Source organism: Streptomyces sp. LBL (assembly GCF_029893585.1).
Lineage (GTDB): Bacteria > Actinomycetota > Actinomycetes > Streptomycetales > Streptomycetaceae > Streptomyces.
The window spans coordinates 38,008-51,767 of sequence record NZ_JARXYX010000034.1 but is presented as its reverse complement, the minus strand read 5'-3'; the positions used below and the strand labels follow the sequence as shown (position 1 = coordinate 51,767).

General features: G+C 68.6%; 14 protein-coding genes. 6 read left to right on the top strand and 8 right to left on the bottom strand.

Annotation, left to right across the window (positions count from 1 at the left end):
• The first annotated feature begins 44 nt into the window (after nt 1-44).
• Entirely contained in the window at nt 45-650 is a 606-nt protein-coding gene (locus tag M2271_RS33470; RefSeq protein WP_280891165.1) for a Uma2 family endonuclease, read from the top strand.
• A gap of 12 nt (nt 651-662) precedes the next feature.
• On the opposite strand, the gene M2271_RS33465 is transcribed toward M2271_RS33470, so the two are convergent.
• Entirely contained in the window at nt 663-836 is a 174-nt protein-coding gene (locus M2271_RS33465; protein WP_348539211.1) for a hypothetical protein, read from the bottom strand.
• Between the two features lie 139 nt (nt 837-975).
• Between M2271_RS33465 and M2271_RS33460 the strand changes: the two genes are divergently transcribed.
• On the top strand, nt 976-1,968 hold the full coding sequence (locus M2271_RS33460; RefSeq protein ID WP_280891164.1) for an aldo/keto reductase: 993 nt from the start codon (nt 976-978) through the stop codon (nt 1,966-1,968).
• Nucleotides 1,969-2,108: 140 nt separating this feature from the next.
• On the opposite strand, the gene thpR is transcribed toward M2271_RS33460, so the two are convergent.
• Entirely contained in the window at nt 2,109-2,681 is a 573-nt protein-coding gene (thpR, locus tag M2271_RS33455) for an RNA 2',3'-cyclic phosphodiesterase (protein ID WP_280891163.1), read from the bottom strand.
• Nucleotides 2,682-2,793: 112 nt separating this feature from the next.
• Between thpR and M2271_RS33450 the strand changes: the two genes are divergently transcribed.
• Nucleotides 2,794-3,381 carry a Uma2 family endonuclease gene (locus M2271_RS33450; RefSeq protein ID WP_280891162.1) on the top strand — a complete coding sequence of 196 codons (588 nt, stop codon included), beginning with the start codon at nt 2,794-2,796 and terminating at the stop codon, nt 3,379-3,381.
• A gap of 12 nt (nt 3,382-3,393) precedes the next feature.
• On the opposite strand, the gene M2271_RS33445 is transcribed toward M2271_RS33450, so the two are convergent.
• Nucleotides 3,394-4,671, bottom strand: coding sequence for an MFS transporter (locus M2271_RS33445; RefSeq protein WP_348539212.1), 1,278 nt, complete (start codon nt 4,669-4,671; stop codon nt 3,394-3,396).
• A gap of 179 nt (nt 4,672-4,850) precedes the next feature.
• Entirely contained in the window at nt 4,851-5,288 is a 438-nt protein-coding gene (locus M2271_RS33440) for a MarR family transcriptional regulator (protein WP_280891160.1), read from the bottom strand.
• 150 nt (nt 5,289-5,438) lie between these two features.
• Between M2271_RS33440 and M2271_RS33435 the strand changes: the two genes are divergently transcribed.
• Nucleotides 5,439-5,621, top strand: a complete 183-nt coding sequence (locus M2271_RS33435) for a CopG family antitoxin (RefSeq protein ID WP_280891159.1) — start codon at nt 5,439-5,441, stop codon at nt 5,619-5,621.
• A 232-nt stretch (nt 5,622-5,853) separates the two neighbouring features.
• Here the strand turns inward: M2271_RS33435 and M2271_RS33430 are convergent, their stop codons facing one another.
• Nucleotides 5,854-7,305 (bottom strand): NCS2 family permease, encoded by a 1,452-nt coding sequence (locus M2271_RS33430; RefSeq protein ID WP_280891158.1) that lies wholly within the window; start codon nt 7,303-7,305, stop codon nt 5,854-5,856.
• A gap of 117 nt (nt 7,306-7,422) precedes the next feature.
• Between M2271_RS33430 and M2271_RS33425 the strand changes: the two genes are divergently transcribed.
• Both M2271_RS33425 and M2271_RS33420 read left to right on the top strand, forming a co-directional pair.
• Nucleotides 7,423-7,707: a DUF2530 domain-containing protein gene (locus tag M2271_RS33425; RefSeq protein WP_280891157.1), complete on the top strand. Its 285-nt coding sequence runs from the start codon at nt 7,423-7,425 to the stop codon at nt 7,705-7,707.
• Nucleotides 7,708-7,906: 199 nt separating this feature from the next.
• Nucleotides 7,907-10,333 (top strand): HAD-IC family P-type ATPase, encoded by a 2,427-nt coding sequence (locus tag M2271_RS33420; protein WP_280891155.1) that lies wholly within the window; start codon nt 7,907-7,909, stop codon nt 10,331-10,333.
• A gap of 42 nt (nt 10,334-10,375) precedes the next feature.
• Here M2271_RS33420 and M2271_RS33415 read toward each other — a convergent pair whose 3' ends face one another.
• The 3 genes from M2271_RS33415 to M2271_RS33405 form a co-directional block, all read right to left on the bottom strand.
• Nucleotides 10,376-11,218 carry a hypothetical protein gene (locus M2271_RS33415; RefSeq protein ID WP_280891154.1) on the bottom strand — a complete coding sequence of 281 codons (843 nt, stop codon included), beginning with the start codon at nt 11,216-11,218 and terminating at the stop codon, nt 10,376-10,378.
• 229 nt (nt 11,219-11,447) lie between these two features.
• Complete coding sequence (locus M2271_RS33410) at nt 11,448-12,419, bottom strand: hypothetical protein (RefSeq protein WP_280891153.1); 972 nt, start codon at nt 12,417-12,419, stop codon at nt 11,448-11,450.
• Between the two features lie 217 nt (nt 12,420-12,636).
• The gene (locus tag M2271_RS33405) at nt 12,637-13,509 is read right to left on the bottom strand and encodes a calcium-binding protein (RefSeq protein ID WP_280891152.1); all 873 of its coding nucleotides are present in this window, start codon (nt 13,507-13,509) and stop codon (nt 12,637-12,639) included.
• Nucleotides 13,510-13,760 lie beyond the last annotated feature (251 nt).

The window sequence follows — 13,760 nt, the reverse complement described above, 5'->3', positions numbered from 1 at the left end:
CGCGGCTGCACTCGTCCGAGCTGCAGCCGGGGAGGAGCGCCACGATGACCGTCCTTGAAGACAGGATCGAAATGGCCGAGAGCGACGAGACCAGCGCGAGTGGCGACGGACCCACGCTCGACGCGCTGTTCGAGTGGCTTGAAGAGAGTCCCATCCCCGAGGGCTACAAGACCGAGATCGTCGGGGGGAACATCTTCATGTCACCTCAGCGGGACACCCATTGGGACATCACCCTGGACATCGTCGAGCAGCTGCGCGCCAAGTACCCGCGCAAGCGCCTGAAGTCCGACGTCCGCATCGACTACCCGGGCCACCTCAACGGTTTCGCCTCCGACGTGACGCTCGTGGCCGACGGCGCCGACAGGGACGACAAGGGCCTCTGGCGCCACCAGGACGTCGAGTTCGTCGCCGAGGTGATCTCGAGGAGTACGGGCGCCAACGACTACGGTCCCAAGAAGACCGCGTACGCCGAGGCCGAGGTCCCCGTCTACCTCGTCGTCGACCCGTACCAGGGCAGGTGCCTCGTCCACACGCACCCCAAGGACGGCGACTACGCGACCGAGACGAAGGTCCCCTTCGGAGACGATGTGGACCTCACCGGCACCGTCGTGGACCTCGTCCTCAAGACGGCCGAGTTCCCCCGCGACTGACCGCCCCCGGCCTCAGTGCCCGTACGGCGGCTCGAAACACCCCGACTCCAGGTACGGGCCGTTGGTGCTCACCCCGTAGTTGGACTTCTGGACGAACGCCGTGACGCAGGCGTCGGTGTGAACGCGGAGGCCGACCAGGGCGCCTGCGGGGGTGCGGTAGTGGTCGGTCTCGAAACGCGGGGACATCGACCGGACGGTTAGCGTGCCGCCGAACCGCTTCACCACCCGGCGCACCGACCGGATGCCGTGATCGAGGCCTTCATGGCATGACTCTGCCATGCACGTACTTGCCTGGAGCGCACTCCAAGACGTTGGCTGAGTGGTCATGAAGTACACGCAGCTCGGACGCACGGGACTCAAGGTCAGCCGACTCGTCCTCGGCACCATGAACTTCGGTCCGCAGACCGACGAAGCGGACAGCCACGCGATCATGGACGCGGCGCTGGACGCGGGGATCAACTATTTCGACACGGCCAATGTGTATGGCTGGGGCGAGAACAAGGGCCGTACCGAGGAGATCATCGGTACCTGGTTCGCCCAGGGTGAGGGCCGCCGCGACAAGGTCGTGCTCGCCACCAAGGTCTACGGGAACATGGCCGCGGACGGTGCCGCCTGGCCCAACCACGACAAGCTGTCGGCCGTGAACATCCGGCGGGCCGTGGACGCCAGCCTGAAGCGCCTGCAGACCGACTACATCGACGTCTACCAGTTCCACCACGTCGACCGCTCGACTCCCTTCGAGGAGATCTGGCAGGCGATCGACGTCCTCATCCAGCAGGGGAAGATCCTCTACGTCGGGTCGTCCAACTTCCCCGGCTACAAGATCGCCCAGGCCAACGAGATCGCCGCCCGCCGCGGCGGCACCATCGGTCTCGTCAGCGAGCAGTGCCTCTACAACCTCTCCGAACGACGCGCCGAGATGGAGGTCATCCCGGCCGCGCAGGAGTACGGCCTCGGGGTCATCCCCTGGTCGCCGCTGCACGGCGGTCTGCTGGGCGGGGTCATCAAGAAGGAGGTCCAGGGCGGACGCCGTGCCTCCGGACGGGCCGCCGACACGCTGGCCGACCCCACCGCACGTGCCCAGATCCAGGCCTACGAGGACCTGCTCGAGAAGCACGGGACCGAGCCGGGCGAGGCCGCGCTGGCCTGGCTGCTCACCCGCCCCGGCGTGACCGGCCCGATCGTCGGTCCGCGCACCGCCGAGCAGCTCGAATCCGCCCTGCGCGCGGTCGAGCTGGAGCTGAGCGAGGAACTGCTGACCGGCCTGGACGAGATCTTCCCCGGTCCGGGGCCGTCCCCGGAGGCCTTCGCCTGGTAGGCGGCAGCCCTCGGGGCTGTCGGCCGGCGGTGGCCGGGCGTTACCTGCCGACCACCGCCGCCACGACCACCACCACGAAGATCAGCACGAGCGCACCGGCCATGATCCGGTTCCGGGTTTTCGGGTCCACGTCATCGAGCCTAACCGGCCGCCTCCAGCTGCCAGCGGGCGACCGCCTCGTAGCGGGGCTGCTCCCCCGGCACCCCCGACGTCGGCAGGTCGCTGCGGACCAGAGCCAGCTCGTCCACCGTCCAGGTACGGCTCCTGCAGTCCGCCAGGGCCTTGAGGTACGGGTGCACGTCGATGTCCCCCCGCCCGCGGGCCACCGTGAGATGGGCCTTGTACCGGCGGTGCTCCCCCATCCCCACACCCGCCTTGCGCGCCGCCGACTCCGCCCGGTCGGCCAGCAGCCGCAGTGCGGGCACATCACCCTCCGCGCCCACCCACAGCGCCCGCCCGTGCCCGAACTGCCCGCCGCCGCGCACCGCCAGCGGGAAGGGCGCGGTACGGTGCGCGGCCCGCTCCAGCCGTGCCGACAGCTCCGGTACGAGGTCGTCGTCCACCTCACCGTAGAACGCGAGGGTGTAGTGCCAGCCGGGGCGGCCGGTCCACCGCAGGCCGTCCGCGCCGGGCAGCTTCCGCAACTCGGCCACCTCGGCGGCGAGTTCGCTGGTCACGTCCTCGGGCGGCAGTACGGCGGCGAAGAGTCTCATGGGGTCAGTCTGCCCGCCCGGCCCGCACGCCCGGGCGCGTCCCGGTCACCGTACGTATCGTTGTAGTGCGCGGCTGCACTCGTCCACAGGGCAGCCGGGGAGGAGCGCCACGATGACCGTCTTGGACGACAGGATCGCCATGGCCGACGCCAATGCCAAGCGCTTGGACGAGTGGTTCGAGCGGCTTGAGCGGATGCCCGTCCCCGAAGGCTTCAGGGTCGAGATCGTCGGGGGCAACGTTCACATGACGCCGCAGCGCGACACCCACTGGGAGATCATTCGCCGGATCGTACGGGCCGTCGAGGACAGGTTCGGGATGGACGTCAACGTCTTTTCGGACGTACGTATCGACTTTCCCGGCCACGAGAACGGCTTCTGCCCGGACGTGGCCCTGCTCGGCGCGTCGGCGGTGAAGGACGACGAGGGACGCTGGCGCCATGAGGACGTCGAGTTCGTCGCCGAGGTCGTCTCCCGGGGCACGGCCGCCAACGACTACGGCCCCAAGAAGACCGCGTACGCGGTGGCCGAAGTCCCCGTGTACCTCATCGCCGACCCCTATCAGGGCAAGTGCCGCCTCTACCTCCACCCCAAGGACGGCGACTACGCGATCGAGACGAAGGTCTCCTTCGGAGACGACGTGGACCTCACCGGCACCGTCGTCGGCCTCACCCTCAAGACCGACGACTTCCCCCGCGACTGACGCGCTGGAGGGCTACGCCGCCGCGGCCAGCCGCTCCGGTTCCCGCTCACGTGGCACGAAGGCGACCTGCGGATGCCCGCCGTTCCAGCCCACCGACAGGCGCAGGTTGCCCACGCGGGCCAGGACCAGGCCGATCGTGACGGCCGCGGCCGCCGCGATGGCGCCGCCCACCGCCAGGCCCACCCGGACGCCGTACGCGTCCGTGACCCAGCCGGCGATCGGTGCGCCCACGGGCGAGCCGCCCAGGAAGACCATCATGTAGAGGGCCATCACGCGGCCGCGCATGGCCGGGTCGGTCGTCATCTGGATGCTGGTGTTCGCGGTGACGTTGACGGTCATGCCGAACATTCCGATCGGGGCCATGAGCAGGGCGAACAGCCACAGAGAGGGGGCCGTCGCGGCCACCAGCTCCATCGTGCCGAAGGCCACCGCCGCCGCGATCAGTACCCGCATCCGGGTGGTGCCGCGCCGGGCCGCCAGCAGGGCGCCCGCGAGGGAGCCGATGGCCATCAGCGTGTTGAAGAGGCTGTAGGCGCCGGCGCCCGCGTGGAAGACGTCGTCGGCGAAGGCCGAGAGGTAGACGGGGAAGTTGAAGCCGAAGGTGCCGATGAACCCGACCAGGACGATGGTCCAGATCAGCTCGGGGCGCCCGGCGACGTAGTGCAGGCCCTCCCGCAGCTGGCCCTTGGCGCGCGGGGCGCGCTCGACGACGTGGAGTTCACGTGCCCGCATCAGCAGCAGGCCGGCGACGGGCGCGACGAAGGACAGGCCGTTGGCGAGGAACGCGTAGCCGGTGCCCACGCCGGTGATCATCAGACCGGCGACGGCCGGGCCGACCAGACGGGCCGACTGGAAGTTCGCGGAGTTCAGGCTGACCGCGTTCTGCAGCTGGCCGGGGCCGACCAGCTCGGAGACGAAGGTCTGGCGGGCTGGGTTGTCGAGGACCGTGGCGAGGCCGACGGCGAAGGAGGCGAGGTAGACGTGCCAGACCTGGACGTGTCCGGAGAGGGTCAGGACGCCGAGCGCGATCGCGGTGAGCGCCATGGCCACCTGGGTGACGAGCAGCGTGGGCCGCTTGCGCAGCCGGTCGACCAGGACACCGCCGTAGAGGCCGAACAGCAGCATCGGCAGGAACTGCAGGGCCGTCGTGAAGCCGACGGCGGTCGAGGAGCCGGTGAGGCTGAGGACCAGCCAGTCCTGGGCGATGCGCTGCATCCAGGTGCCGATGTTGGAGACGACCTGGCCGAGGAAGAAGAGCCGGTAGTTGCGGACCTTCAGGGAGCTGAACATCGAGGACTTGCGGGTGCCCGCGGGCGAGGCGGGAGTGTCGGGGGTGGGCGGGGATTGGCGCGCGGCCCGTGCGGGGGTGGGCGGTGCGGGGGTGGGCGGGGATTCGTGGGTGGCCGGTGCGGGGGCGGAGTCTGCTCCGGGTCCCGAACTCAAAAGGGTCGCCTCCTCGTGAACGCTGCTTACAGGTGGGCGAGCTTCTCCAGTACGGGGGCGGCGGCGCGCAGTTTCGCCCACTCGTCCTCGTCGAGGTCGTCGACCAGGGTGGCCAGGAAGGCGTTCCGCTTGCGGCGGCTCTCCTCGAGCATGGCCTCGGCCTGCTCGGTCTTCGTGACGACCTTCTGGCGCCGGTCCTCGGAGTGCGGCTCCAGACGGACCAGCCCCTTGGCTTCGAGCAGCGCCACGATGCGGGTCATCGACGGCGGCTGGACGTGCTCCTTGCGGGCGAGTTCACCCGGGGTGGCCTGGCCGCAGAGGGAGAGAGTGCCCAGCACCGACATCTCGGTGGGACTCAGCGACTCGTCGACCCGTTGGTGCTTGAGCCGACGGGACAGGCGCATCACGGCGGAGCGAAGGGAGTTCACGGCGGCAGCGTCGTCGCCATGGGTTAGGTCCGGCATGTATTTAGGGTAACTCATTACTCTCTCTAAGCAAGCTGGGGCGCAGGGTGATTGCCGTGACGCAGGCCACTGAAGCCCGATCCTCACCCGTACGAGTGAATCGGCGGCGGAAAGTGAACGTCACCGGAGCCTGCCCGCGACCCTCGTGGCATGGGGACCAGCGTGTTCAGCCTGCGGATGGACGAGGAGCTGCTCGAGCGGCTCCGGCACCAGGCGGCGAAAAGGGGGATGAGCGTCCAGGACTACGTGGTCCGGACGCTCCTTCGCAACGACTTCGACGAGCGGTTCCAGTCCGCCGTGGAGGAGACGGAGCGGTTCTACGGGGTTCCCTGACCACGGGGTTCCCTGATCACGGGGGCCGTGATCACGGGAGGCCGAGGCGACCTCGACGGACGGGAAGGGTGACCCCGACGGTCCGGGCGACCCCGACGGCTCGGGGACCCCGACGGTCCGGGCGACCCCGACGGCTCGGGGACCCCGTCGGTCCGGGTGAGTCCGACGCCACCGAAGACTCAGGAGCCCCGACGGCTCAGGCAAGTCCGGCGACACCGGCGACCCGGACCGCTCAGGTGAGTCCCAGCGCCGGCAGCAGGTAGTAGAAGGCGAACACCGCGGAGACCACGTACATCGCCACCGGGATCCCCTTGCCGCGGCCGGCCGCCAGGCGCAGCACCACGAAGGTGATGAAGCCCATGCCGATGCCGTTGGTGATCGAGTAGGTGAACGGCATCATCACCATCGTCACGAAGGCCGGGATGGCGATGGTGTGGTCGGCCCAGTCGATCTCCTTGACCGAACCGGCCAGGATCAGGAAGCCGACCGCGAGCAGGGCCGGGGTGGCCGCCTGGGACGGGACCATCGTGGCGACGGGGGTCAGGAAGAGCGACAGGGCGAACAGGCCGCCGGTGACGATGTTCGCGAAGCCCGTGCGGGCGCCCTCGCCGACACCGGCGGTGGACTCGACGAAGCAGGTCGTGGCCGAGGAGCTGCTCGCGCCGCCCGCGGCGACCGCGATGCCGTCGACGAAGAGGACCTTGCTGATGCCGGGCATCTGGCCCTCGGCGTCGGTCAGCTCGGCCTCGTCACTGACGCCCATGATCGTGCCCATGGCGTCGAAGAAGCAGGACAGCAGCACGGTGAAGACGAAGAGGACGCCGGTCAGCACACCGACCTTGTCGAAGCCGCCGAACAGGCTGACCTTGCCGAGCAGGCCGAAGTCGGGGGTGGCGACGGGGTTGCCGGGCCACTTGGGGACCGTCAGCCCCCAGGACGGCACCTTGGCGACCGCGTTGATGATCACGGCCAGGACCGTCATGGTGATGATCGAGATCAGGATCGCGCCGGTGACCTTGCGGACGATCAGCGCGAGGGTGAGCAGGGTGCCCAGGACGAAGACGAGCACCGGCCAGCCGTTGAGGTGACCGTCGCCGCCGAGCTGGAGCGGGACGGTGGTCTGGGCGACGTCCGGGATACGGGAGACGAAGCCGGAGTCCACGAGGCCGATCAGCATGATGAACAGGCCGATGCCGATGGCGATGGCCTTGCGCAGACCGTAGGGCACGGCGTTCATCACGCGCTCGCGCAGGCCGGTGGCGACGAGCAGCATCACGACGAAGCCGGCCAGGACGACCATGCCCATCGCGTCCGGCCAGGCCATCCGGGGCGCGAGCTGGAGGGCGACAACGGAGTTCACACCGAGTCCGGCGGCGAGCGCGATCGGCACGTTGCCGATGACGCCCATGAGCAGGGTGGTGAACGCCGCCGTCAGGGCTGTCGCCGTGACCAGCTGGCCGTTGTCGAGATGGTGCCCGTACATGTCCTTCGCGCTGCCCAGGATGATCGGGTTCAGCACGATGATGTAGGCCATCGCGAAGAAGGTGGCGAAACCGCCACGGATCTCGCGGGGCAGGGTGCTGCCCCGCTCGGAGATCTTGAAGTAGCGGTCGAGGGGGCCGTGGGCGGGCCCGGCTCCCGGCTGATCAGGGGCGGGGACCTTGGCGGGAGCCGGAGTGGACATGTGGTGGCGTTTCCTACGAAGAGAAGTGGGCGGGCACAAACTGTTTCAGTATGAACATATAAGGTTCGGATCACCTATCTCCGCGCGTAGACCTGAGCGCCTCGTAAGCTGTTCCCCATGGCAGTGTTCTCTTCGGGATCCCCCAAGCACGAGGCGCCGGAGCCCCTGGAGGGCCCCATCGTCCCGACCGTCGTCGGCGGCACGATCCTCTGGTTCGTCCTCTTCCTCGTGCAACTGCCCTTCTACGGCTGGTTCGACGACCACGGTCACACCTGGTGGCTGTGGACCTGCCTGGCCGGCGGCGGACTGGGCTTCATCGGCATCTGGTACGTGAAGAAGCGGGATGCGGCGATCAAGCGGGACGCGGTGATCAAGCAGGCGACGGCAGCGGCCGAGGACTGATCCGCTCGGGCCGTCCACGGCCCCCGTTCGCGACTCCGCGTCCACGGCCCCCGTCCACAGTCCCGTCCACGGCTCCGCGTCCGCACGCGCCCGTCCAGACCCCCGTCTACGTCCACGGCATCACTTCCCGTCCTCCCCAGGTCGGATCTTCCGGCCATTCGGCGGGTGAAGCCTCAAAACCGCACGTACCGTCGAATGCATGACGCACATCGACGCGGGCGCCGAACTCGGCCCCGTGCGCCCCACGACGGCTCCGGCAGCGACCGGTCTCACCGCGGCCGAGGTCGCGGAGCGGGTCGCGCGAGGGCAGGTCAACGACGTCCCGGTGCGCAGCAGCCGGTCCCTGGCGGAGATCGTCCGTGCGAACGTCTTCACCCGCTTCAACGCGATCATCGGTGTGCTCTGGTTGATCATGCTGGCCGTCGCGCCGATCCAGGACAGCCTGTTCGGCTTCGTGATCCTCGCCAACACCGGTATCGGCATCGTCCAGGAGTGGCGGGCGAAGAAGACCCTGGACTCGCTGGCCGTGATCGGGGAGGCCCGGCCGACCGTACGGCGGGGCGGGGCCGCCTCCCAGGTCGCCACCAGCGACATCGTGCTGGACGACCTCATCGAGATCGGGCCCGGGGACAAGGCCGTCGTGGACGGGGTGTGCGTCGAGGCCGACGGGCTGGAGATCGACGAGTCGCTGCTGACCGGGGAGGCCGATCCCGTGGTCAAGCGGCCGGGGGATCAGGTCATGTCGGGGAGTTTCGTGGTCGCCGGCGGGGGTGCGTTCCAGGCCGCCAAGGTCGGCCGCGAGGCCTACGCCGCCCAGCTCGCCGAGGAGGCCTCCCGGTTCACGCTCGTCCACTCCGAGCTGCGCTCCGGGATCTCGACGATCCTCAAGTACGTGACGTGGATGATGGTCCCGACCGCGATCGGTCTGGTCATCAGCCAGTTGTTCGTCAAGAACAACGCCCTCAAGGACTCCATCGCGCGGACGGTCGGCGGCATCGTGCCGATGGTCCCGGAAGGGCTCGTCCTCCTCACCTCCGTCGCCTTCGCCATCGGCGTCATCCGGCTCGGCCGTAAACAGTGCCTGGTGCAGGAACTCCCGGCCATCGAGGGCCTCGCCCGCGTCGACACGGTCTGCCTCGACAAGACGGGCACGCTGACCGAGGGCGGCATGAACGTCACCGAGGTGCGGGCGCTGGCCGGCAGCGACGAGTCGTACGTACGGAAGGTCCTCGGCGCGCTCGGTGGGTCCGAGCCGCGGCCGAACGCCTCCCTGAAGGCGATCATCGACGCTTACCCGAACACCGACACCGGCACCGGCACCGGCACCGGCACCGGCACCGACCACTGGCGCTCCGACGAGTCGCTGCCGTTCTCCTCCGCCCGCAAGTACAGCGGCGCCTCCTTCAGCGACGGGAACGGGGAGAGCAGTACGTGGCTGCTCGGCGCCCCCGATGTGCTGCTGCCGGACGACGATCCCGCCCTCGCCGAGACCGAGCGGCTCAACGAGCAGGGCCTCAGGGTGCTGCTGCTGGCCCGCACCGACCGCGACCTCGGCGATCCCGAGGTCGCGGTCGGTGCGCGGCCCGCCGCTCTCGTCGTACTGGAACAGCGGCTGCGGCCGGACGCGGCCGACACCCTGCGTTACTTCGCCGAGCAGGACGTCCACGCCAAGGTCATCTCCGGGGACAACGCGGTGTCCGTGGGCGCGGTCGCCGCGCAGCTCGGGCTGGACGGCTCCACGGTGGACGCGCGCCGGCTGCCCGCCGACCGGGACGGCATGGCCGAGGCCCTCGACGAAGGCACGGTGTTCGGGCGGGTCACTCCGCAGCAGAAGCGGGACATGGTGGGCGCGCTGCAGTCGCGCGGTCACACCGTCGCGATGACCGGCGACGGCGTGAACGACGTACTCGCGCTGAAGGACGCCGACATCGGGGTGGCCATGGGCTCGGGGTCGGAGGCGACCCGGGCGGTCGCGCAGATCGTGCTGCTCAACAACAGCTTCGCGACGCTGCCCTTTGTGGTCGCGGAGGGGCGCCGGGTCATCGGCAACATCACCCGGGTCGCGACCCTGTTCCTGGTGAAGACGGTCTACTCGGTGCTGCTGGCCGTCTTCGTGGCGTGCTGGCAGGTCGAATACCCCTTCCTGCCCCGCCATCTGACGCTGCTGTCCACCCTGACCATCGGCATCCCCGCCTTCTTCCTGGCCCTCGCGCCCAACAAGGAACGGGCGCGGCCCCACTTCGTCCGGCGGGTCATGCGGTACTCGATCCCCGGCGGGGTCATCGCCGCGGTCGCGACCTTCGTGACGTATCTGGTCGCTCGCCACCAGTACACCGGAGCCGACGCGTTGGACGCGGAGACGAGTGCCGCCACGCTGACGCTGTTCCTGATCTCCATGTGGGTGCTGGCGATCATCGCGCGCCCGTACACCTGGTGGCGGGTGGTGCTGGTGGCAGCGATGGGCGCCGGGTTCCTGGTGGTGCTGGTGGTGCCGTCGCTCCAGTCCTTCTTCGCGCTGAAGCTGGTCGGCGTGACGATGCCGTGGATCGCGGTCGGCATCTCGGTGGTGGCGGCGGTCGCCCTGGAAGTGGCGTGGAGGTGGGTCGACCGCCGCGTTCCCGCTTAGTGATTACCTGCGATTACCGGCATCTACCTGCGGTTGCTTTGATCACTTGACGTCGACGTAGTCACCGGCGGCGCTGACCGCCGGCGTCGTCGAGGTGCCCGCGAAGCTGAAGCGCCAGTAGCCGTCGTAGGCGGCCGTCGCGGTGGCCTTCACATTGCCGTACGAGTCCGAGGTCACCGTCTTGACCGTGGTGTACGTGCTGGTGCCCGCCTTGCGGAACTGGAGCTTGACCGGCTGGGCGGTGTAGCCGTGGTACTGGCCGTCCTCCCAGTTGGCGCGGGACAGCTTGCCCGTGGAGGTGATGGTCTTGCCCTTGACGACGGGCTCGGGACCGGCGTTGACGGTCAGCGCGGAGTTGCGCTGCACCAGCGTGGCCGCGAGGGCACCCTGGTCCTTGTAGCCGACCTTGCTGTAGTCGATGCTACTGCCGGACGGGTCCTGGCCGTTGAAGGCGGTGGCCTCGGCGGCGGCGTGCCAGCTGCCCGCGTCCGCGTTGGTGAGGTCGCCGTCGGCCGGGTGGATGTCGACGGTGCCGGTGCAGGTGGCGGCGGTCGACGAGGTGGCGGTGCAGGTGGAGAAGTCGTCGTCGAGCAGTTCGTTGGTGTCGTCGGGATACGAACCGCGGTAGAGGAAGGCGTCGGTGAAGAAGTCGTCCGCCGTGATGTTGACGCCCGTACCGTGGGTCAGCGTGTAGGTGACCTTCGCGGAGACCACGTTGGTGGTGCCGACCTTGATCGCAGAGGCGATCTTGAAGTTCGAGAAACTGACGTCCAGCGTGTACGGAGTGCCGGAGTCGGCCGCCTGCGCCGCCGGGGCGGCGAGGGCGGTCAGGGCCAGGGCGCCGGTCAGAGCGGAGACGGCGGCCAGTTTGGCTCTTGTGCGCATTTTGCGTTCCCCTGGGGGAGAAGTGATCTAGGAGTCTGTTGACTCACGCGATCAGATCCGTGAGGGGTGGGGCGGGTTGTAGCCACGTGGCTTGATTTAGCCTGTACATGGCCAATGTTTGACGTTTGCATGACGAAAGCGGAACATCGGCCTCAGGAAGACCTGAGGCCGACGAGGAAGCTGAGGCCGACGCGTCCGGCAACTGCCCTGTCCGGCCTGAAAGCTGTGGTCAGCGCACGTCGACGAAGTCACCGGCGGCGTTGACCGCCGGAGTCGTCGAGGTACCCGCGAAGCTGTACCGGAAGTAGCCGTCGACGGACGCCTTCACGGTGGTGCTCAGGTTGCCCGTGGAGTTCGTCTTGATGGTCTTCACGGTGGTGTAGGTGCTGGAGTTCTTCTGACGGAACTGCAGCTTCACCGGCTGGGTGGAGTAGCCCGCGTACTTGAGGGTCTCCCAGTTGGCCCGGGACAGCTTGCCGGTGACGGTGATGGTCTTGCCCTTCTTCACCGGCTCCGGCGCGGCGTTGACGGTCAGCTGGGAGGCGCGCTGGACCAGGATGTTGCCGAGGCCGCCCTGGGTCTTCTCGCCGCCGGTGGCGTAGTTGAGGGCCAGCCCGCCGCCCGACCAGGCGCCGGCGTAGGAGTTGGCCAGGTAGTCCTCGGCGGGGTCGATCTCGATGACGCCCTTGCAGTCGGCGGTGGTCGCCGACGTGGCGGTGCAGGTGGCCGGGTATTCACCGGTCAGCCCGGTCTCCGCGTTCTCGATCGACGAACCCTTGTAGATGAAAGGGCCGTTGGCGAAGTCGTCGGAGGTGATGTCGACGTCGGCGCCGTGGGTCAGCGTGTAGGTGGCCGCCACGGAGACCCTGCCGGCGGTCCCGACCTTGATCGCCTTGGCGATCTTGAAGTGGGAGAAGCTGACGTCGGGGGCGGGCGGCGCGGCGATGCCGGCACGGGACGCGGTTCTGCCCGAACCGGACGAGCCGGATGAGCCGGATGAGCCGGATGAGCCGGATGAGCCGGATGAGCCGGACGAAGCAGATGAGGAAGGCGCAGACGAGGTGATGTGCGACAACGCCCGCTCGGCGTGCGCACGGTAGGAAGAGTTGGAAGAACCGTCGCCGGCCTGCGCGGCCGGGACGGCGACCGCGGAAAGAGCGAGGGCGCCGGAGACGGCGGCCACGGTGGCGCGTATACGCATGCTGATCCCCCACGTGGAAAAGGGCTCCGGGGGTGGTCGTCCCCGTGGACCCTGTTGAGTCACGTAGTCAGATGCGTCGCGGATGAGAAAGGTTTCACCGCAGCCAGCGGGAAGGGCGCCGACGGAAGCTCCGCCGACGCCCTCTCCTTACATCACATCGTTCATCGCACGTCGTTCATCGCACGTGGCTTATCGCACGTGGCTTATCGCACGACGCCTATCGCACGTCGACGAAGTCACCCGCGGCGTTGACCGCCGGAGTCGTCGAGGTACCCGCGAAGCTGTACCGGAAGAACCCGTCCTCGGCCGCCTTCACGGTGGTGCTCAGGTTGCCCGTGGAGTTGGTCTTGATGGTCTTCACGGTGGTGTAGGTGTTGGAGTTCTTCTTACGGAACTGCAGCTTCACCGGCTGGCCGGTGTAGCCGTGGTACTTGCCGTCCTCCCAGTTCGCGCGGGACAGCTTGCCGGTGGCGGTGATGGTCTTGCCCTTCTTCACCGGCTCCGGCGCGGCGTTGACCACGAGCTTCGACAGACGCTGGACCTTGTGGGTCTTGTAGAAGTCGTTCGAGTAGACCTCGCCGTCCTTGGACAGGACGGCCGCGGTGACGTGCCAGGTACCGGCCAGCGGGTTGGCGAACAGTTCGCCGACCCCGTCACCGTGCAGTCCGGGTGTGATCGTGATGGTGAGCTTGCACTTCGACGTCGTGGCGGTGGTCGCCGTGCAGGTGGCGACCTCCTCGTTCGGCGGGAGGTAGCCGTCGACGCCGTCCTCGACGTTCGTGCCGTGCCAGAGGTCGATGTACGCGTCCTCGATGCCGCTGGCGTGGCTGGCGGTCAGGGACACGGCGATGGTCTTGGCGACGGTGGTGCCGAGAACGATGTCCTTGCCGGCGTTCACCGTCACGTTGGAGACGGTGGGCGCGGCGGTCGCTCCGACCGCCGACCTGGCGGACGAGGTGCCGAAACGCTCCGCGGCGCTCGGCCGGTCCAGGCTCTTCGCACCCTGCGAGTCGGCCTGCGCCGCCGGCACGACGAGGGCGGAGAGGGCCAGGGCGCCGGAGACGGCGGCCACGGTGGCACGTATACGCATGTATTCCCCACGTGAAAGAGGGTCCCGGCACTGGTCGTGCCTCACGGCCCGTCGTCGATGCGGGACCCAAGTGATGGTGGAGTCTGTTGACTCACGTGAAGAGATACGCGGTGCATGTGAAAGGTTGTACGGAAGAGATGAATTTTTAGCGCGAACGCCCAGAGGAACGAACGGAGTTGAGTCTGCCTGCGCGGAGCCGCGGAAGGTCGTCGGACTGACCGGACCGACCGGACCGACCGGACCGACCGGAC

Excerpts from the sequence above, each read along its gene's own strand:
- M2271_RS33470 (WP_280891165.1), top strand. The coding sequence starts at position 45 with ATGACCGTCCTTGAAGACAGGATCGAAATGGCCGAGAGCGACGAGACC.
- M2271_RS33465 (WP_348539211.1), bottom strand. The coding sequence starts at position 836 with ATGTCCCCGCGTTTCGAGACCGACCACTACCGCACCCCCGCAGGCGCC.
- M2271_RS33460 (WP_280891164.1), top strand. The coding sequence starts at position 976 with ATGAAGTACACGCAGCTCGGACGCACGGGACTCAAGGTCAGCCGACTC.
- thpR (WP_280891163.1), bottom strand. The coding sequence starts at position 2,681 with ATGAGACTCTTCGCCGCCGTACTGCCGCCCGAGGACGTGACCAGCGAA.
- M2271_RS33450 (WP_280891162.1), top strand. The coding sequence starts at position 2,794 with ATGACCGTCTTGGACGACAGGATCGCCATGGCCGACGCCAATGCCAAG.
- M2271_RS33445 (WP_348539212.1), bottom strand. The coding sequence starts at position 4,671 with ATGTTCAGCTCCCTGAAGGTCCGCAACTACCGGCTCTTCTTCCTCGGC.
- M2271_RS33440 (WP_280891160.1), bottom strand. The coding sequence starts at position 5,288 with ATGCCGGACCTAACCCATGGCGACGACGCTGCCGCCGTGAACTCCCTT.
- M2271_RS33435 (WP_280891159.1), top strand. The coding sequence starts at position 5,439 with ATGGGGACCAGCGTGTTCAGCCTGCGGATGGACGAGGAGCTGCTCGAG.
- M2271_RS33430 (WP_280891158.1), bottom strand. The coding sequence starts at position 7,305 with ATGTCCACTCCGGCTCCCGCCAAGGTCCCCGCCCCTGATCAGCCGGGA.
- M2271_RS33425 (WP_280891157.1), top strand. The coding sequence starts at position 7,423 with ATGGCAGTGTTCTCTTCGGGATCCCCCAAGCACGAGGCGCCGGAGCCC.
- M2271_RS33420 (WP_280891155.1), top strand. The coding sequence starts at position 7,907 with ATGACGCACATCGACGCGGGCGCCGAACTCGGCCCCGTGCGCCCCACG.
- M2271_RS33415 (WP_280891154.1), bottom strand. The coding sequence starts at position 11,218 with ATGCGCACAAGAGCCAAACTGGCCGCCGTCTCCGCTCTGACCGGCGCC.
- M2271_RS33410 (WP_280891153.1), bottom strand. The coding sequence starts at position 12,419 with ATGCGTATACGCGCCACCGTGGCCGCCGTCTCCGGCGCCCTCGCTCTT.
- M2271_RS33405 (WP_280891152.1), bottom strand. The coding sequence starts at position 13,509 with ATGCGTATACGTGCCACCGTGGCCGCCGTCTCCGGCGCCCTGGCCCTC.